This window comes from Acetivibrio sp. MSJd-27 (assembly GCF_018918095.1).
Lineage (GTDB): Bacteria > Bacillota > Clostridia > UMGS1840 > HGM11507 > HGM11507.
Window position 1 is genome coordinate 26,417 of sequence record NZ_JAHLPV010000003.1, and the last position, 19,338, is coordinate 45,754.

General features: G+C 49.6%; 14 protein-coding genes. 11 read left to right on the forward strand and 3 right to left on the reverse strand.

Annotated elements, in window-relative coordinates; translation table 11 throughout:
• The first annotated feature begins 1 nt into the window (after position 1).
• From grpE to KQI32_RS01915, 11 genes are all read left to right on the forward strand, one after another.
• Positions 2 to 583: a nucleotide exchange factor GrpE gene (grpE, locus tag KQI32_RS01865; protein WP_374197051.1), complete on the forward strand. Its 582-nt coding sequence runs from the start codon at positions 2 to 4 to the stop codon at positions 581 to 583.
• A gap of 45 nt (positions 584 to 628) precedes the next feature.
• Positions 629 to 2,473: a molecular chaperone DnaK gene (dnaK, locus tag KQI32_RS01870; RefSeq protein ID WP_216423711.1), complete on the forward strand. Its 1,845-nt coding sequence runs from the start codon at positions 629 to 631 to the stop codon at positions 2,471 to 2,473.
• Between the two features lie 138 nt (positions 2,474 to 2,611).
• Entirely contained in the window at positions 2,612 to 3,757 is a 1,146-nt protein-coding gene (gene dnaJ / locus KQI32_RS01875) for a molecular chaperone DnaJ (RefSeq protein WP_216423712.1), read from the forward strand.
• Positions 3,758 to 3,759: 2 nt separating this feature from the next.
• Positions 3,760 to 4,659 carry a 50S ribosomal protein L11 methyltransferase gene (prmA, locus tag KQI32_RS01880; RefSeq protein WP_216423713.1) on the forward strand — a complete coding sequence of 300 codons (900 nt, stop codon included), beginning with the start codon at positions 3,760 to 3,762 and terminating at the stop codon, positions 4,657 to 4,659.
• 97 nt (positions 4,660 to 4,756) lie between these two features.
• Entirely contained in the window at positions 4,757 to 5,488 is a 732-nt protein-coding gene (locus KQI32_RS01885; protein WP_216423714.1) for a 16S rRNA (uracil(1498)-N(3))-methyltransferase, read from the forward strand.
• A 36-nt stretch (positions 5,489 to 5,524) separates the two neighbouring features.
• Positions 5,525 to 6,061 (forward strand): hypothetical protein, encoded by a 537-nt coding sequence (locus KQI32_RS01890; protein ID WP_216423715.1) that lies wholly within the window; start codon positions 5,525 to 5,527, stop codon positions 6,059 to 6,061.
• A gap of 29 nt (positions 6,062 to 6,090) precedes the next feature.
• Complete coding sequence (locus KQI32_RS01895; protein ID WP_216423716.1) at positions 6,091 to 7,467, forward strand: glycine--tRNA ligase; 1,377 nt, start codon at positions 6,091 to 6,093, stop codon at positions 7,465 to 7,467.
• Positions 7,468 to 7,553: 86 nt separating this feature from the next.
• A complete protein-coding gene (locus KQI32_RS01900) occupies positions 7,554 to 8,078 on the forward strand; it encodes a hypothetical protein (RefSeq protein WP_216423717.1) in 525 nt (174 codons plus the stop codon).
• A 59-nt stretch (positions 8,079 to 8,137) separates the two neighbouring features.
• Positions 8,138 to 10,657, forward strand: coding sequence for a DNA polymerase I (locus KQI32_RS01905; RefSeq protein WP_216423718.1), 2,520 nt, complete (start codon positions 8,138 to 8,140; stop codon positions 10,655 to 10,657).
• A 328-nt stretch (positions 10,658 to 10,985) separates the two neighbouring features.
• On the forward strand, positions 10,986 to 13,328 hold the full coding sequence (locus tag KQI32_RS01910; protein WP_216423719.1) for an ATP-dependent helicase: 2,343 nt from the start codon (positions 10,986 to 10,988) through the stop codon (positions 13,326 to 13,328).
• A 350-nt stretch (positions 13,329 to 13,678) separates the two neighbouring features.
• Positions 13,679 to 14,848 carry an iron-containing alcohol dehydrogenase gene (locus KQI32_RS01915; protein ID WP_177691545.1) on the forward strand — a complete coding sequence of 390 codons (1,170 nt, stop codon included), beginning with the start codon at positions 13,679 to 13,681 and terminating at the stop codon, positions 14,846 to 14,848.
• Between the two features lie 82 nt (positions 14,849 to 14,930).
• Here KQI32_RS01915 and KQI32_RS01920 read toward each other — a convergent pair whose 3' ends face one another.
• From KQI32_RS01920 to KQI32_RS01930, 3 genes are all read right to left on the reverse strand, one after another.
• The gene (locus KQI32_RS01920; RefSeq protein ID WP_177691546.1) at positions 14,931 to 15,140 is read right to left on the reverse strand and encodes a hypothetical protein; all 210 of its coding nucleotides are present in this window, start codon (positions 15,138 to 15,140) and stop codon (positions 14,931 to 14,933) included.
• A 148-nt stretch (positions 15,141 to 15,288) separates the two neighbouring features.
• A complete protein-coding gene (locus tag KQI32_RS01925; RefSeq protein ID WP_177691547.1) occupies positions 15,289 to 16,020 on the reverse strand; it encodes a creatininase family protein in 732 nt (243 codons plus the stop codon).
• A 103-nt stretch (positions 16,021 to 16,123) separates the two neighbouring features.
• Entirely contained in the window at positions 16,124 to 19,231 is a 3,108-nt protein-coding gene (locus KQI32_RS01930) for an S-layer homology domain-containing protein (protein ID WP_216423720.1), read from the reverse strand.
• Positions 19,232 to 19,338: the final 107 nt, after the last annotated feature.

Below are 19,338 nucleotides of genomic sequence, written 5' to 3' on the forward strand. Positions count from 1 at the left end.
GTTGGAAAAAAAGAAAACAGCAAAAAATGAAAAAGTGAAGCAGGAAGCAAATGAGGAAGTAAAAGAAGAAATCAGGGAGGAAACCTCAGAGGCGGAAGAACCGAAAAAAACGAAAGAAACGGATTCCAGCGAAGAGACCGCGGAAAATCTGGAAGCGAAGGTTGCCGACGAGGTGGCTGAGTTTAAAGATAAACTGCTCCGCACCATGGCGGAATTCGATAATTATAAAAGACGCACCGCGAAGGAGAAAGACAGTATGTATGACTATGCGGTCTGCGACACAGTGAACAAGCTTCTTCCTGTTTTGGACACCTTAAAGCTTTCCCTGCAGCATGAAAAGGAGGATACTCCTTTCAAGCAGGGTGTGGAGATGGTCGTCAAACAGTTTATTGACACCCTGGATAAAATGGATGTGAAGGAGATCAAAGCCGTCGGGGAACCCTTTGACCCCAACTTCCACAACGCTGTTATGCACATCGAGGATGAGCAGTACGGCGAAAAAGAGATTGTGGAAGAATTTCAGACGGGCTTTATCCGCAAGGACAAAGTGATCCGCTTCAGCATGGTGAAAGTGGCAAACTAATTTTGTAAATATAGATCTAACATATTAAATTGGAGGTTGAAACTCATGGCAAAAATCATCGGTATCGACTTAGGTACAACAAACTCATGCGTTGCCGTTCTGGAAGGCAGCGAACCAACCGTTATCCCAAACAGCGAGGGTGCCAGAACCACCCCTTCCGTTGTTGCGTTTACAAAAGACAATGAAAGGATTGTCGGCCAGGTTGCAAAACGTCAGGCCATCACCAATCCGGATAAAACCATCATCTCCATCAAGAGAGATATGGGAACCGACCGCAAGGTCACCATTGACGGAAAGAGCTATACCCCCCAGGAACTCTCCGCAATGATCCTGCAGAAGCTGAAAGCCGACGCGGAAAGCTATCTGGGCGAGAAGGTAAACCAGGCGGTTATCACCGTTCCGGCTTACTTCTCCGACGCACAGCGCCAGGCGACCAAGGACGCGGGTAAAATCGCCGGTCTGGAGGTTATGCGTATCATCAACGAGCCAACTGCCGCGGCACTGGCCTATGGACTGGACAAAGATCACGAACAGAAAATCATGGTTTACGACCTGGGCGGCGGTACCTTCGACGTATCCATCCTGGAAATCGGCGACGGCGTGTTTGAAGTTTTGGCAACCAGCGGAAACAACCGTCTGGGCGGTGATGACTTCGACGAAAGAATCATGAATTATTTGGTAGAGGAATTCAAAAAATCCAACGGCATTGACCTCTCCACGGATAAAATGGCAATGCAGAGACTGAAGGAAGCGGCGGAGAAATCCAAAATCGAACTCTCCAACGTGACAACCTCCAACATCAACCTGCCCTTTATCACCGCGGACGCGACCGGTCCGAAGCATTTGGACGTCACGCTGACCCGTGCAAAATTCGATGAAATCACTCTGGATTTGGTCAATAAAACGATGGAACCGGCAAAACAGGCTATCTCCGATGCAGGCCTGACCCCGGATAAGATTGACAAGGTTCTTCTGGTCGGCGGTTCCACCCGGATTCCAGCGGTTGTGGAGGCCGTAAAACGTTTGATTGGCAAAGATCCCTTCAAGGGCATCAACCCGGACGAATGTGTTGCAGTCGGCGCTGCTATCCAGGGCGGCGTTCTGGCAGGGGATGTCAAAGACCTGCTTCTTCTGGACGTTACCCCGCTGTCCCTCGGTATCGAAACCATGGGCGGCGTGTGCACCAAGCTGATTGAACGCAACACCACCATCCCGACGAAAAAAAGTCAGATTTTCTCTACCGCGGCAGACGGACAGACCAGCGTGGAAATCCACGTCCTGCAGGGTGAAAGAGATATGGCCGCAGGCAACAAAACCCTTGGCCGTTTCCATCTGAACGACATTCCGCCGGCTCCCAGAGGCGTACCGCAGATCGAAGTTACCTTTGACATTGACGCCAACGGTATCGTGAACGTATCCGCAAAGGATCTGGGCACGGGCAACGAGCAGAAGATCACCATCACCTCCAGCACCAACCTGTCTGATTCCGATATCGACAAGGCGGTCAAGGAAGCGGAACAGTTCGCTGCGGAGGACAAGAAGAAAAAAGAAGAGGTGGAGGCGAGAAACACCGCTGACTCTCTGGTATATCAGGCACAGAAGACCATCGATGATGCAGGCGATAAGATAACCGCGGAGGACAAAGCCGGCGTGCAGGAAAAAATTGACGCTCTGAAACAGACGCTGACCGGCACCGACACCGAAGCCATCAAGGCGGCCACTGAAGAGCTGAACAAGAAGATCTACGAGCTGGCGCCGAAGCTGTATCAGCAGGCGCAGGGCGCGAACCCGGATATGGGCGGACAGCCCGGAGCGGACGCGCAGCAGGGTCCGGATGCAAACGGCGCTTACGAAGCGGAATTCACCGATGTGGACGACGACAAGAAATAATTTCATGGAATCACAATAAAACGCGTGCATTTTAGAACAGTTTATTATATAATAAAAGGGATAGAATGCGGCGATCATTCAGGAGGGGCTTTCACGCCCTTCCTTTTTGAGTATCAATGAGAAAAAGGTGTTGACATTATGGCTGATAAAAGAGATTACTACGAGGTTCTGGGTATCAGCAAGGGCGCTTCCGCCGACGAGATTAAAAAAGCATACCGGAAGATGGCGAAAAAATACCATCCCGATGTGAATCCCGGCGACAAGGAAGCGGAGGCAAAATTCAAGGAAGCGAATGAAGCCTATGAAGTCCTTTCGGATCCTCAGAAAAAACAAAAATACGATACCTACGGGCACCAGGCCTTCGATCCCAACGGAGGATTCGGCGGAGGCGCAGGATTCGGCGATTTTGATTTCGGCGACATCGGCGACATCTTCGGTTCTTTCTTCGGCGGCGGTTTTGGCGGCGGACGGCGCCCGAAAAACGGTCCCCAGAGAGGGCAGGATATCGAAAAATCGCTGGATATCACCTTCATGGAGGCGGCGTTCGGCGTAGAAAAGCAGATTACCGTCCACAAATATGAGAAGTGTGACAAGTGCGGCGGAACCGGCGCGAAGAGCAAATCCGATGTGGAAACCTGTCCTGTCTGCGGCGGAACCGGCCAGGAAAAAGTTGTGCAGAAAACCGTGCTGGGGCAGTTTGTCAATGTAAAGACCTGCTCCCACTGCGGCGGCAAGGGAAGTATTATCAAAAGCCCCTGCCCCACCTGCCAGGGACGGGGCGTCAACCGCAAGAGCAAAACCCTGAAGGTGACCATCCCCGCCGGCATCGACAACGGACAGCAGATCTCCTTAAGCGGCGAGGGGGAGGCCGGACTGAACGGCGGCCCCAGCGGAAACCTTTATATCCGCATCAATATTATGCCGGATAAAATCTTCAAGCGGATCGGCAGCGACGTGTACGTGGATGTTCCGATCAGCTATCCGGAGGCGGCGCTGGGCGCAAAGGTGGTTATCCCCACCATTCACGGAAAAATTGAGCTGACCATTCCGGAGGGAACCCAGAACGGCGATAAGTTTGTTCTGAAGGGCAAGGGAATCCCCTATCTGCGCGGCGTGGGCAAGGGAAACCAATACGTCACCATTCATGTGGAGATCCCCAAAAAGCTCAGCTCCAAGCAGAAGGAACTCTTAAAGCAGTTCCAGGAAGCCATGGAGCCGGGAAACCATGACAAAAAGAAACGGTTCGGCGACGCCATCCGGGAATTTTTCGGACAGGGAGAATAACAATGAACTGGTATGAAATCAAACTGGAAATCGCACCCGAAGACATCGAAAAGGGCGAGCTGTTTTTTCAGGACTGCGGTATTCTTTCCCTCAATATCGACGATCCCACTGACATGCTGGATCACCAGGCGCATGCCAAGTGGGACTATATTGATGAAAGCCTGCTCGCCCGTGACCTCTCAAAGGCCTACATAAAGGTTTACGCGGAGACGGAGGAGGAGCGGGACGCGATTCTGAAGGCGGGAGAGGAAAAGGGCTTTTCCCTCACCTGGGAGGTTCTGAAAGCGGAGGATTGGGAGAACGGCTGGAAGAAATATTACAGCACCTTCCGTATAGGCGAACACACTGTCATTGTTCCCGCATGGGAAGAGTATCACAAAAAAGAAGGCGAGAACACCATTATTCTGGACAGCGGCATGGCTTTCGGCACCGGAACCCATGAGACCACCAGGATGTGTATTGAGCAGATCGAACAGATTATGAAGCCGGGCATGAAGGTGCTGGATATCGGCACCGGCAGCGGCATACTTTCCATCTGCGCCGCTCAGAACGGTGCGGCGCATGTGGACGCAGTGGATATCGACGAGCTGAGTGTAAAAATCTCCAAAGAAAACATTGCCTTAAACGGGCTGACGGAAAAAATTTCTGTAAAACAGGGGGATCTACTTGACACAGTCGGTGGTACCTATGATATAATAATAGCTAACATTGTTGCTGATGTGATCATCAGCCTTTTCGGAAGCGTCAAGCCCTTCCTGAAGCCGGAGGGGCTGTTTCTGGTCAGCGGGATTATTCTGGAGCGGAAGCAGGAGGTTGCGGACGCAGCTGTTCAAAACGGTTTTTTCATAAAAGCCGAGAAGACGGACGGCGGCTGGGCTTCTTTCCTTCTGGGAAAACAGTAATGTAGAGATATACGGTTTTTCAGGGATCGATTCTCACACTGCTTGGACATTATCCCTCTACATAGCCAACCAATGTTTACACGAGGAGAACCGGAACATGCCGAAATTCTTTTTTGATCCCCGCGCGATCCGGGACGGTGTTGTCACGCTGGACGGGGAAAACGCCAGACATCTGATAAGGGTTCTTAGAATAAAGGAAGGCGACGGGCTGATTTTGTGCGACGGAGAGGCCTTTGACTATGACGCCACCGTGAAATCCGTTTCCAAGGACAGCCTGGAAGCCTATCTCATCAAAAAATATGAAAACCCGGCGGAACCCGAAACAAAAATTACACTGTTTCAAGGACTTCCAAAGGGGGACAAGCTTTCTTATATTGTGGAGAAGGCGGTGGAAGCCGGCGTCTGCGAGATTGCTCCGGTGCTTTTAAAGCGTTCTGTCGCCAGAATCGGCAAAAAGGATTTTGCAAAAAAGGCGGATCGGTACCGGAAAATCGCCGAATCGGCCGCAAAACAGTCAAATCGGGGGGTCATCCCCACGGTTTCTGCACTGCACGGCCTGGATGAGGTCATCACACGCAAGGATGCCTTTGACCTTCTTCTGATGCCGTATGAATGCGAAAAGGAGCATTCCCTCAAAAATGCTCTGATGTCCTGTCCGGATGCAAAAAACATCGCGGTCATCATAGGGCCGGAGGGCGGTTTTGACGGGGAGGAAGCACAGCTGCTGACAAAGGCTGGTTTCCGTTCCGTTTCTTTGGGCACAAGGATCCTGCGCACAGAGACGGCTGGTATTGCTTCCATCTTCCAAATTCTTTATGAATATGAATAAAATAATATGAATAAAACAAAAGGAGAGCGGGCAAACATGAAAAAACCACATTACGCACCAAAACAACAGGCAAAAAAAGAAAAAAAGGCATTGATTGAGAAGATGTCAAACAAGCTGCTTGTAATCTTCTCGGTATCCCTGGTGGCGGAGATTCTTTTACTATTTCTTTACACCAGCTTTAAGAGCACTGGGACAGTTCTGTATATGAACACCTTTATGACGGTTACCTATCTGGTCTTTTTGGCAGCGTTCATCGCCCTGATTGTCACAGCGTCTGTCCTGAAGAAAAAAGGCAAAAAACCGGAAGCTTTCACCACCAGAATGAAAAACTGGAGTTTTGTGGCTTTGGCGTGCGCCGTTGTCTGCTTCCTCATTATGCCGAACCCCACCATCAGCTTCCTGTTTAACCTGATCGGTCAGGGAGAAGCGGCACAGAATATTTTCACTATCACCAACCGGGTGACTGGTTCCAAGGGGATTCCCTACATCATGGGCGCTCTGGCGATTTATGTGATTGTCATGTTCATCGTCACCAACGTAAAAATCAAGAAAATTCAGAAATCTTATAAATAAAATTGGGAAACAAAAGGGGAGTTATCAACATGAAGAATACCGAAAAAACCATGGAAAAAGTCGTCGCGCTGGCCAAGGCGCGCGGATTTGTCTATCCTGGTTCCGAGATATACGGCGGCCTTTCCAACACTTGGGACTACGGCCCGCTGGGCGTGGAGTTCAAGAACAACGTCAAAAAAGCCTGGTGGAAAAAATTCGTTCAGGAGTCTCCCTACAATGTGGGACTGGACGCGGCAATCCTGATGAATCCGAAAACCTGGGTGGCCTCCGGTCATGTTGGCGGCTTCTCCGATCCTCTGATGGACTGTAAGGAATGCAAAACCCGTCATCGCGCAGATAATCTGATCGAGGATGCAACCGGCGAGAATCCTGCCGGCTGGTCCAATGAGGAGATGAGTTCTTACATCAAGGAACACAACATCAAATGTCCGAACTGCGGCGCCTGCAACTTTACAGACATCCGCAAATTCAACCTGATGTTCAAGACCTTTCAGGGCGTCACCGAGGACTCCAAAGCGGAGCTGTTCCTGCGGCCGGAAACTGCGCAGGGTATTTTTGTCAACTTTAAAAACGTACAGCGCACCGCGCGGAAAAAGATCCCCTTCGGGATCGCCCAGATCGGAAAATCCTTCCGGAACGAAATCACACCCGGGAACTTTACCTTCCGTACCCGTGAGTTTGAACAGATGGAGCTGGAATTTTTCTGCAAGCCCGGCACCGACATGGAATGGTTCAAATTCTGGGAGGAAACCTGTGTGAAATGGCTGGAATCCCTGGGGATGAAAGGTGAAAACATGAAGCTCCGCGGGCATGAGAAGGAGGAACTTTCTCACTATTCCAACGCCACCACCGACATTGAATACCTGTTCCCCTTCGGCTGGGGCGAGCTCTGGGGCATCGCAGACCGGACCAATTTCGATCTTAGTCAGCACGCCACTCATTCCGGCGAGAACTTTGAATACATGGATACCGAAACCAACGAAAAATACATTCCCTACTGCATCGAGCCCTCTTTGGGTGCAGACCGCGTCACACTGGCCTTCCTGGTGGAGGCTTATGACGAGGAGGAGATCGCGGAGGGAGACGTGCGCACCGTGCTGCACTTCCATCCCGCGCTGGCACCCATCAAAGCGGCGGTTCTTCCTCTTTCCAAAAAACTGTCCAAGGAAGCGTTTGCCGTCTATGAAAAACTGTCCAAGGATTTCATGTGCGAGTTTGACGAGGCGGGCAGCATCGGAAAACGGTACCGTAGGCAGGACGAGATTGGTACCCCTTGGTGTATCACCTTCGATTTTGACTCTCTCACCGACGGCTGTGTGACCGTGCGTGACCGCGATACCATGGAACAGGCAAGAATCAAAATCGAGGAGCTGAAGGATTATATTGCAGAAAAATTGGTATTTTAAGCAGGGGCGGATAGCATCCGCCCGCTACAATATGGTTTTTTCCTTGGAGAAAACGACATATGTTATTTTGGAAAGGAGATTTATTTATGGCTGTTGAAACCCGCAGGCCGCCTGTACTGGCCATGTTTACCAATCAATTGATCGCAGCCGTTGTCTGCTTTCTCTTGACCATTTTTGCCTTCAAATGGATCTACGATTCTCCCTGGCTGTACGCCGCGTTTATCCTGTTCCATTTGTCGGGCATTTACTCCTACGCATATTCTCAGGCAAAAATCGACCACAGAGATCGGGGAATTTATGTCTATCGGAACGCCCTCACCATCGGCTTATGGGGAGCCTTCTGGATCGGCGTGATTCTGATACCGCATCTGATTCTTTTGTTTGCGGTGCCGGAAGCAGCGGGCGCTATCGCCGCCTTTGCCCGATTCTGGAACTATCCCTATTCCTTCTTTCTCTATGGTCTGGAAAACAACGGGACCTTTCATCTTTCCGCAGCGCTTGTCAGTCTGCTTCTGCCCGTTGTGACCTCGTATATTGCCTATTTTCTGAGCGCGAAAGGTTTTTCCCTCTCAGAAAAAATTTATAAGTTGACGCACAAAAGTACAAAATAAAATTGCCGGGAATGGTTTCCCGGCAATTTTTGAAAAGATACGAAACGGATGGTGATTCCATGAAACTAATGATTTTGGATGGAAACAGCATTGTAAACCGCGCTTTTTACGGCATCCGCCCACTGACCACGAAGGACGGTACCCCCACCAACGCGGTCTACGGCTTTCTGAACATTCTAAACAAGCTGACGGAGGAGGAAGCGCCGGACTATCTGACGGTGGCGTTTGACATTTCACGCATCACCTTCCGCAACGAGAAATATGACCTGTATAAAGCGCAGCGCTCCGGTATGCCGGACGAGCTGCGCATTCAGATGCCGATTTTAAAGGAGGTTCTCACCGCTCTGAATATCCCTTATCTGGAATTGGAGGGCTATGAGGCGGACGATATCATCGGCACGGTTTCCCGCCTGTGCAACGAGCAGAACATCGAATGCAAAATTGCAACCGGAGACCGGGACGACCTGCAGCTTGCCTCCGAGCTCACCACCGTGAAGCTGGTGGTGACCAAGGGTGGCCGCACCGAGACCACCGACTATAACTCCGACAAGGTGATGGAGGAGTACGGCATCACTCCAACCGAGTTCATCGACCTGAAAGGGCTTATGGGTGACGCCTCGGACAACATTCCCGGGGTGAAGGGCATCGGCAAGGTGACGGCTTTGAATCTGATCAAAGAATTCAAGTCCATCGACAATCTTTACGATCATCTGGACTCCCCCGTAATCAAGCCCGCTCAGCGGAAAAATCTGACCGAGCACAAGGATATGGCATATCTGAGCAGGGAGCTGGCAACCATCTGCCAGACGGTTCCCATTGCGGTTGACTTTGAGGCTTTGCGGGTCAAGGCGCCGGACACCGCCAAGCTGGTTCCGCTGTTCACCCGGCTGGAATTCAAGAACCTGCTGAAAAAATTTGAGCTGGAGGACGAGGCAAAAGCGGTGGAAACCGTTCTGATTTCCGATGAGGACGAACTGATTCCCCTTCTCGTCAAAGCGGCAGGCTCCCTTTTCTATCTGCTTTCGGCGGATACCTTCCGGACGTATCTGGATGGCAGGGAGTTTGAATGTCCGCTGTCCGCTTCCCTGCTGATCGCTTTAAAACCATTGTTCGAAAACCCGCAAATCAAAAAATATTCTTATGATATCAAGGAGCAGCTAATTCTGCTGTCCAAAAATCACATTGCCTTTCAGGGCGCTTTCTTCGACTATAAAATTGCCGCTTATGTGCTGGATCCCTCCGAAAACAATTATGCTCTCGACCGGATCTATTACCGCTATAACGGGGAGGTTTTCTCCTCCCTGGAGGAACTGCCCGCCCTTGCAGACAATATGGAAAAGAAGATGGACGAAATCGGGGTTCGCAAGCTCTATGAGGAGATGGAGCTTCCCCTCATCCCCATTTTGGCGGAGATGCAGTTAAGCGGTATCCGGCTGGATCGGGAGGAGCTGAACCGCCTGAACGAGAAGATCTCCCGCCAGATCGGGGAGATTGAACAGCGCATCTATCTTCTGTGCGGGATGGAATTCAACATCAATTCCACCAAACAGCTTGGCAGCGTTCTGTTTAAAACCTTGGGCCTGCCGCCGGTCAAGAAAACCAAAACGGGCTACAGCACTGACTCGGAGGTTTTGGAAAAACTGTACGGATCCCACGAGGTCATCGGGGAGCTGATGGAATACCGCACCCTGACCAAGCTGAAATCCACCTATATCGACGCGATGGACGCTCTGGTGGACGAGGATTCCCTGATCCATTCCAAGTTTCATCAGACGGTTACCCAGACCGGGCGTCTGAGCTCCAGCGATCCCAACCTGCAGAATATTCCCGTGCGGGTGGAGATGGGGCGGGAGCTTCGGAAAATGTTCGTTCCGGTCAGAAAAGAGAACGTATTTGTCTCGGCGGACTACTCCCAGATTGAACTGCGGGTTCTGGCTCAGTTCTGCGGCGATGAGAATCTGAAAAAGGCCTTCTTGAACGGAGAGGATATCCATGTTCAGGCCGCCTCCCGCATTCTGGACATCCCGGAGGAGCAGGTTACACCAAAAATGCGCTCGGACGCCAAGGCGGTGAACTTTGGGATTCTCTATGGAAAAACGGACTTTTCCCTGGCAAAGGATCTGGGGATCACCCGCAAGGAGGCCAAGCGCTATATCGACAATTATCTGGACAAATACCCCAATATCCGCTCTTACATGGAAACCATCGTGGAGTTCGCCAAGGAAAACGGCTTTGTGAAAACCATGCTGGGCAGAGTACGGTTTATCCGCGAGCTGTCCGATCGGAATTACATGGTGCGCAAATTCGGGGAGCGGATCGCCTTAAATACGCCCATTCAGGGAACCGCCGCGGATATTATGAAGCTTGCCATGCTTCGGGTATACAACCGCCTGAAACAGGAAGCGCCGGACGCGCGGCTGACGCTGCAGATCCATGATGAACTGGTTATCGAGACGCCGCCTGAGGAGTGCGATAAAGTAAAGCTTCTTCTGAAGGAAGAGATGGAAAACGCCCTGCACATCAATGTGCCGCTGACGGTGCACGTCAGCGAGGGAAAATCTTTGTACGAATTGAAATAAGGATGAAATTTTTTCGGGCATATTTTTTTGCAGGGGGCAATGCGCATTGTCCCCTGTGCCGTGTACTGGAAAGAGATTCTTCGCTTTGCTCAGAATGACAGACTGTTGAGAATAAATGAGAAATTGCTGTCCAACTGTCATTCCGAGGCACGAGGAATCTCACAAACAGTGCGGCTCATTCCTTTGAATGAGACAGACGGCAGGAAGAATCGAATGGACAGTTGGCGAACGCGGGAAAGTCTCTCATCCCCATAAACGCAATAGCAAAGAAAAAAGAGGATTTATTTTGAACCCCCAGACCGAAACACAATGAAAAAGGGAGAAAAGCATGTTGCAAGAACAATTTACCGAACTGAAAAAACAAATTTTTGAATATAAATACGGTCACTTAAACGCCAAACAGCGTGAGGTAGTTTTCCAGGTGGACGGCCCCGTGCTGATTCTGGCGGGAGCGGGCAGCGGAAAGACCACCACCATCACCAACCGCATCGGCTACATGATCCAATACGGCGACGCCTACCATACTGATTACCTGCCTTCCGGGTTCACCCAGGAGGATTTGGAGGAGCTGAAGAACACGCCTTTTGACAGGCTGAATCCCCGGCAGGAAATGTTTTTGAAATGCCGCCCCATCTCCCCCTTTCAAATTCTCGCCATCACCTTCACCAACAAGGCGGCGGCGGAGATGAAGGAGCGGGTGGCGAAAATCATGGATTTCGACATCCGGGACATGTGGATTTCCACCTTCCACTCCGCCTGCGTACGCATTCTGCGTTCCGACATTGACACCATCGGCTATGAGCGCTCCTTCGCCATCTATGACAGCCAGGATTCCCTGACGCTGATGAAGGACGTGATGAAGGAGCTGAACATTTCCTCCGATACCTTAAAGCCCCGCACGGTTCTCTCCTATATTTCCTCCTACAAGGACAAGTACATCCTGCCGGAGGATCTCAATCCGGCGGACGAGGAGGATCTCAAAATCAAATACATACACAAGTGCTACCGCTTGTATCAGAAACGGTTGAAGCAGTTCAACGCTCTGGACTTCGACGACATTCTGGTCTGTACCATTCAGGTGCTGAAAAAAAGCCCTGAGGTGCTGAAAAAGTGGCAGGAGCGGTTCCGTTATGTTCTGGTGGACGAATATCAGGATACCTCCAAGATTCAGTACATGCTCATCTCCATGCTCTCCAAAGAATCCCAGAACATCTGCGTGGTGGGCGACGACGATCAGAGTATCTACCGCTTCCGAGGCGCCGATATCGAGAATATTTTGAGCTTTGAACGGCAGTTTGCCAATGCCACGGTCATCAAGCTGGAGGAGAATTATCGTTCCACACAGACGATTTTAGAGGCCGCCAACCATGTGATTAAAAACAATTCCCGCCGGAAGGCGAAAGCGCTGTGGACCTCCAACGAAAAGGGGGACAAGATCGAGTATCTGAACCTGACCGACGAGCGGGACGAAGCCTCCACCATCGCGGGCTATATCCAATATTACATAGACAAGGGCTTTCATTACTCCGACATGGCGGTGCTGTACCGGATGAACGCCCAGTCCCGCGTGATCGAGGAAAACTTTCTCCGCACCGGCATCCCTCACCGGATTGTGGGCGGACTCCGGTTCTTCGACCGCAAGGAGATCAAGGATATCGTGGCCTATATCCGGCTGGCTTACAACAACAGCGACGACATGAGTCTGAAGCGGATCATCAACGAGCCCAAGCGGGGGCTCGGCTCCGGCGCCATCGAAAAGATGGAGAATCTCGCCCGTGTGGAAACCACCTCCATGTACTCCATCGTGAAGCGGGCGGAAAGCTATCCCGCGCTGTCCCGCTATACCGCAAAGCTGCGGGAGTTTAGCGGGATCGTCTCCCTTCTGGAATCGAAGCTTGACGATCTGGTTTCCGTCACCAACGCCGCCATCTATGACACGGGCTATATGAAGATGCTGACCGCTGAGGACAGCATTGAGAACCGTACTCGGGCGGAGAACATCAAGGAACTTCTGACTATGGCAAAAAGCTTTGTGGAGTCGGAGGAGGAGCCGACGGTACAAAATTTCCTGGAAAATATGAGCCTGCTGTCCGACATTGACAACTATGACGAGAGCGAGGACGCGGTCGTTCTGATGACCATGCACGGCGCGAAAGGGCTGGAATTTCCGGTGGTGTTCATCGCCGGGATGGAGGAGGGCATCTTCCCCTCCAGCCGGAGCTTTACCATGCCGGAGGAGCTGGAGGAGGAGCGCCGTTTGTGCTATGTGGCCATCACCCGCGCGAAGAAGAACCTCTATATCACATCTGCCCAGGCAAGGCACATTTTCGGCAATTTTGTCAGCTGCCGTCCCTCCCGTTTTCTGGAGGAAATCGGAAGCGAGCTTCTTCGGACCAACGAGCCGGTGAAAAAGCAGGCGGCCTTCGCGCCGAAAGCTTACACACCCAAGCCGATTGTTTCCGCCTATTTAAACCGCAAGCCGGAGCCAGCCTCCGCCGCACCAGCTAACCTGGATTACAAGGTGGGCGACAAGGTCAGCCATGTGAAGTTCGGAACCGGCGAGATTGTGGATGCCAAAAAGCTGGGCAATGACATGAAGCTGGAGATTCTGTTTGACAAGGCGGGCAAAAAGATCCTGATGGCCGCTCTGGGCAAGCTGAAAAAGCTGTAGTTCCAGACCGTAAGATTCCTCGTTCCTCGGAATGACAGGCGGGCGGCGGTTATCCGGTGCCGCCGCTGTGGGGGCAAGGCTTGCTCCGCCCGCACCGCCGCAGGGGCTTTCCCTGAATTCGTCTGCAAAAAATATTTTTTCTTCTTTGCGTATAAAACCTTCTCATATGGGCAAACATCCTAAAAAGGGCTCTCTAAAATTGTATCATTCTACAAAAATAGAACGATTTTATGAATTTACAAAATACCTCTTGCATTTTCGGAAAAAAGGGTGTACAATTTATTTGAAAAAGGATTGATAAATATTTAACAATTTAAAAAAGAATAAAAGAAACGAGGAGGAAAATCATTATGGCAAGATTCACATTACCGAGAGATCTGTATTTCGGAGCCGGCTCTATTGAAGAACTGTCCAATCTGAAGGGTAAGAAAAAAGCAATCATCGTGACCGGCGGTTCCAGCATGCAGAAGTTTGGCTTTCTCAAAAAAGTGGAGGATATTCTGACAAAAACCGGTCTGGAAGTAAAACTGTTCGAGGGTGTTGAGCCGGATCCTTCTGTGGAAACCGTTTACCGGGGCGCAAAAGAAATGCAGGAGTTTGGACCGGACGTTATCGTATCTATCGGCGGTGGTTCCCCGATTGACGCTGCAAAGGCAATGTGGGTATTTTATGAGCATCCGGAGCTGACCTTCGACGATATCAAAGATCCCTTCAGCATTCCGGAACTGCGCAAAAAAGCAATTTTTGTTGCAATCCCTTCCACTTCCGGTACCGCAACCGAAGTAACTGCATTCTCTGTTATCACGGATTACAGCACACTGGTCAAATATCCTTTGGCTGATTTCAATATCACCCCCGATATCGCGATTCTGGATCCGGATATCGCCTCCACCATGCCGCCCAAGCTGGTTGCCCACACCGGTATGGATGCTATGACCCATGCGATTGAGGCATACACGGCAAGCCTGGCAAGCCCCTTCTCCGATCCGCTTGCACTGAAAGCAATCTCCATGATTGACGATTCCATCGTGGACTCTTACAACGGCGACAAGGATGCAAAAGGTGATATGCATACCGCACAGTGTCTGGCTGGTATGGCATTCTCCAATGCGCTTCTGGGTATCGTACACAGCCTTGCACACAAGACGGGCGCCCAGTTTGATCTGCCCCATGGTCTTTGCAACGCGATTATGCTGCCCTATGTTATCGCCTACAACTCCAAAGTGTGTATGAAAAAATACGCTGAGATCGCAAGATTCATTGGCCTGTCCGGCGCGACCGACAAACAGCTGACCAACTCCCTGATTGAGGAGATCAACCGTTTGAACCGTACGCTGAACATCGCCCCCACCTTCAAGGAAAACGGCGTTGATGAAGCATACCTGAAAGAACATATCGACTTCATTGCGGAAAATGCACAGAAAGATCCCTGCACCGGTTCCAACCCCAGAGAAGCTTCTGTGGAAGATCTGAAAAAGATTTTGGAATGTGCTTACTACGGTACACCGGTTAATTTCTAATTGGATAAACCCAAAAGCCCGGAGAATTTGAAATTCTCCGGGCTTTTATTCTAAAACGCGGTATGCCTTCCGCAAGCAACCGCTAGAACAGTACGTCCACTGCCTCTCCCGCATTGATTTCATACTGGGCAAGCAGGCTGTTCAAATTGGCCGTTACCATAATCATAAGATTTAAAATCGTTCGCAGCTCTTTGAGTGACCTTCCCTTCGCGATGCTAAAGGTAATGATGGTCGCCAAAGCAAGCAATTCATCCGGCGACATTTCATTGTCCAGCATGTTATCACTTCCCACTCTTGGCAAGGCTCCTCATAGATCACCCAATGATTTCGGAACCTTTCGTCCGGATAATACATCTTATGATTTCATGCCCTGCATTATAACTAAAGGCAGCCGTCATAAAATTTTGACAACGGCTACCCTTTTCATTTCCTTGGTTTTTCTAATCAAAATAACCTTCCGTCTGACTGAAAATTTTCTCAATATACTGAATCGATTCGTCCACCAGGATGCGGAAGACTTTTTCCCCTTTTTCCTTTGTGCCGAGGGAGGGTTTTCCCCATACGCCTGTCTTGGACAGCTTGACGATGGAACAATAGTTTAAAAAGTCCCGGGGGACATCGGGCACAAAATCCGCTCCGTCAATCTTGTCCTTTTTCACCATCTCCTCCGCCAGGTACAGCATTAACGAGGTCTCGTATTCACAGGCATGCAGATTGTCCCTGCACTCCAGCGTTTTCAACATTTCCGGCACGCCCAGAAATTGCAGGAAATCAACTTTGGCCACACGCAGATCGGGATAATCGGCGTTCAGTTCCCGAATCGCCGGAGTGGAGACAAAAATTCCTCCGTGCCCCAGCATGATGACAACCTTAGAAAAGCCCTGTTCCTTCAGGTTCAGCACAATGTCCTGAATCACGGAATAGAAGGTTTTTGCCCGCATCCACACGCTTCCCTTTTTGCCCTTATGTTCATAGGACGTACTGATGGGCAGTGTGGGAAGCAGATAGGCGTTCAACTTCTTTGCAACCGCCTCCGCAACCGATTTCGCCACCATATAGTCAGTGCACATCGGAAGGTGCGGACCGTGCTGTTCCAATGCTCCAATGGGCAGAATGGCAATTTCGCAGCCGGCGGATGCCAGCTCGTCCGCGGTATTTGTGAAATCAATCATGGTAATTCCTCCAGTTCATGAAATTTTCGGCGGGAGATGAATCTCCCGCCGAAAGAAAAATTTATTTATAACAAAACAAAATACATTGCAAAATTTAGCGAGGTTATTTTGCGTTTCTATTATGTTCTTCCGTTAAGTTCAGGATAATGCATTCTGTATAAGCCGCACCCTTTGTCCCGAACAGATAAATCTTGGATGCCTTATAAAACCCGTCTATATTTTTGTCGCCGGAGAATGAGGATGCTGTTATGACGTCGTTGATCGAACCGTTCCGAATCTTATATTTACAGTTGTCATGCGCCAAGTCGCATTCCGTCTCTTCGATCACCGTTATCTTAGCGGGAAGTTTTTGCAGACGGTCAAGCACTTTGCATTCTGATGCCGTTCCAATTTCTTTTCCGATATAATTGGTGTGGGTTGTCATTGGAAGACGTAATTCTACCATACCGTTTTTCATATCCATAGCTGTTCCGAAAAACGCTGTAAAAGTCTGATCATAAGTATATGCCGCATATCCTCTTCCGTCAAACGGAATAGGAACATTGCTTGCAGAGACAGTAGATTTTGTGTAAGGAAGCCTAGGTGCCGAAGGTATCAGCGTTCCTGTAATTACAGAATTGGTCTTCGAAATATTTATTGTCCGTTCAATGTGGGACAGCTTTCCGTTTTTCTGTTCAAAGCGGAAAATGTCTCCCTCTTTTAACCCCTCAATCTTTTCCGAGGAGGCTTTTGTGTATTGCGTTCTTCCGTCAATCACGCCTTCTCCGAAAATGATAGAGTTATACCAAACGATCAGTTCATTCGGAGCCACAACAACGGATTTTTCAGAACCGGAATTAAAGTAATAGATTTTGTACATCTCTTCTCCGGTTTCCGCATCTATCATTTTGGAAAGCTTTTTGAATACATTAAAAGGCAATTTATAATTCTGATCCTGATAGTTGTAATTGACCATACCCCGCACAACCAACAGACCGGCTACTCCCGTATCCGGATCTACATCGTAAGCCTGGGCATCATACTGCATGGTAGCCTGAAGCTGTGCTGGCTTCCAGCAGCCGTAATATTTAATGTCGTTGACATCCTGCTCATGATCCTTCACAAAATTTTCTTCCAAGGAATAGCTGCCGGATGTTTGGGAGGAAAGGGATTCTTTCGTCAAACTGTACCGGTCAATATCAGGTACCTTCAAAATAACAGTGTTTTCCGTTAAATAGAAACTTCCGTCAAAGGTTTTAATACTCGGAAAATAGACTTCAATTTTTGGGAACCGCATTCCCTCTTCCAATTTATTTTCCTGCTCGCCATAGTTCAGCGCATCGGTATCAATCTCTTTGATCATACTGTCGGAATTGATCTCCACGATGGCGGGTCTCGATATAACCTTCGCACCGTCCGCAGGCGTGGATACCGTGCCGTCCGGTCTGGTATTCAGCAGTGTGATCGCTTCCGCTGCATTGTTAAAGCTATGTCCGTCAATTTTTGCCTTGGAGGATAATTCATGAACCGCAAATTCTCCTGCCTGGGTAAACAGCTTCAGTTTCAGCACGTCATCCCCGAAATCGGTATCCTGCTGGACGCCAATGATATAGGCATAATTCGGAACATCACTTGAAAGTTCATCCACATAGGCTACTTTTCCGAGGACATCAAGCGAAAAAGTAATCTCTTTTTCATAGGCCAGATTGGCAACGATGTTTGTCTTCACAGAGGTTAAGCTTGACGAAAATTCCAAGCTTGTATTGTCGGAAAGAAAAATTTCCTGCCCCGCCTCATCCTTGGAGGAGACAGAGCCGGTAGCTGTCTTGTCGGACACATACAGCGTATAGAAGGTTTTGTTTTTGATTGGCTGTACGGATTCCGCAACGGATACGATATTGCCAACTGCAATATCCTCTATCGAAACAACTTTTCCATCCTTGATAACCCGGTAATCATACAGGGAATCATCTTCCATATCCACCGAATTCACCGGATTGAATTTGCAGTTGATCACCTTGTTTTCGGTGTCAATGCGGTCTACAACAATGTTTCTTGCATGATCCTGTTTCACTCCGCTGAAATAGTTGAAGCTTTCCACCTGGATAATATCCGCTTTGTTGTTTCCGTCATAGTCAATAAACCGAACAAAACCGTCCTGCGGTTTCAAATCCTCTTTGGTATAATCGGCAATCAGCGAGCCATTGATAAATACCAAAGGAGGCGTTGTCCCCAAAGATATCTTTAATGTTTTATCATCGTTCTTTTCCCTCTCATATTCGATCGTGGTATCGGATACGGAAAGAATCCGGTCACTGTTTACGGTTGTAATTTTATTCATTGTGTGAGCGCTGGCATAAAGAACTTCATCCCTGCCTGTCTCATCATTGTATTTCACAAAAGCTTTTACCCTCTGTCCAAAATAACTGGAAACGGAGGAGTTGGCCTCAAAGACAATGTATTGGGTTCCCGTTTTGTATTCCTGCAAAATGATCCGTCCGTCATCCACAATGCTCTCGCCGTTTAAGGAGCACACGCCGTCATCCGCGACAATCGCATCGTATTCTTTGATGCCCAGATGTTCGGACAGTATGTTTTTCCCGCGGTTGATCTCGATGCTGGTCTCTCCATTGATGACAGAAGTAATGCGAATGGCATCGGCAAACAAGGAGTTGTACACAAGCTTGGCAGCCACGTTTCCGGAGATCTCCGCTCCGCCGTTGGAGGATACCCCTTTGGTGATCCCCGTTTCATTTGCTATCGTATAATAGCCGGTAGGAAACCCGCCGTTGATGTCCGCGTAAGGTTTATACCCCAAAGCATTGATGAGAATGGTGATACCCGTCAGTACGGTGATCCCCTCATCCGGATTAAAATTCCCTCCGCCGTCGCCGTTGATGATCTTCAAATCCTTGCAGGCTTTGATTTCACTGTAGTACGGATGAGAAGCCGTCACGTCATTATACAGGTTTGGTGCGTCCGCCGCAACGGTAAGTTTGAAGAAATCCACATCCGGATACAGCACGTTTGCCACCATGGCAGCGAACTGCGCCTTTGTGATCTGTGCCGCCGGATCAAAGGAATCGGTCAGAACGCCGATGGCAGTCAGAAAACCGATCTCTGTTTCATAGACGGACACTGCAGCCGTCTCGTCCTCGGCAACTGCAGGAACCATCATCGCTCCCAACACCATCATAAGCGTTAGAAGCATTGCGATTAGTCTTTTGCTCATAAAAATACCTCCCTATTTTTTTCACTGTACAAATTTCTTTGCGGTTATCAAACCGCATACCCTATACAATTATATCTTACAGGAAAAGAAATGTAAATACAATTCTT

What these genes read in the sequence shown, in the direction of transcription:
- KQI32_RS01910 (WP_216423719.1), top strand. Translation starts at nt 10,986, where the DNA reads ATGTTGCAAGAACAATTTACCGAACTGAAAAAACAAATTTTTGAATAT.
- KQI32_RS01900 (WP_216423717.1), top strand. Translation starts at nt 7,554, where the DNA reads ATGGCTGTTGAAACCCGCAGGCCGCCTGTACTGGCCATGTTTACCAAT.
- dnaJ (WP_216423712.1), top strand. Translation starts at nt 2,612, where the DNA reads ATGGCTGATAAAAGAGATTACTACGAGGTTCTGGGTATCAGCAAGGGC.
- dnaK (WP_216423711.1), top strand. Translation starts at nt 629, where the DNA reads ATGGCAAAAATCATCGGTATCGACTTAGGTACAACAAACTCATGCGTT.
- KQI32_RS01885 (WP_216423714.1), top strand. Translation starts at nt 4,757, where the DNA reads ATGCCGAAATTCTTTTTTGATCCCCGCGCGATCCGGGACGGTGTTGTC.
- prmA (WP_216423713.1), top strand. Translation starts at nt 3,760, where the DNA reads ATGAACTGGTATGAAATCAAACTGGAAATCGCACCCGAAGACATCGAA.
- KQI32_RS01915 (WP_177691545.1), top strand. Translation starts at nt 13,679, where the DNA reads ATGGCAAGATTCACATTACCGAGAGATCTGTATTTCGGAGCCGGCTCT.
- KQI32_RS01925 (WP_177691547.1), bottom strand. Translation starts at nt 16,020, where the DNA reads ATGATTGATTTCACAAATACCGCGGACGAGCTGGCATCCGCCGGCTGC.
- KQI32_RS01890 (WP_216423715.1), top strand. Translation starts at nt 5,525, where the DNA reads ATGAAAAAACCACATTACGCACCAAAACAACAGGCAAAAAAAGAAAAA.
- KQI32_RS01905 (WP_216423718.1), top strand. Translation starts at nt 8,138, where the DNA reads ATGAAACTAATGATTTTGGATGGAAACAGCATTGTAAACCGCGCTTTT.
- KQI32_RS01895 (WP_216423716.1), top strand. Translation starts at nt 6,091, where the DNA reads ATGAAGAATACCGAAAAAACCATGGAAAAAGTCGTCGCGCTGGCCAAG.
- KQI32_RS01930 (WP_216423720.1), bottom strand. Translation starts at nt 19,231, where the DNA reads ATGAGCAAAAGACTAATCGCAATGCTTCTAACGCTTATGATGGTGTTG.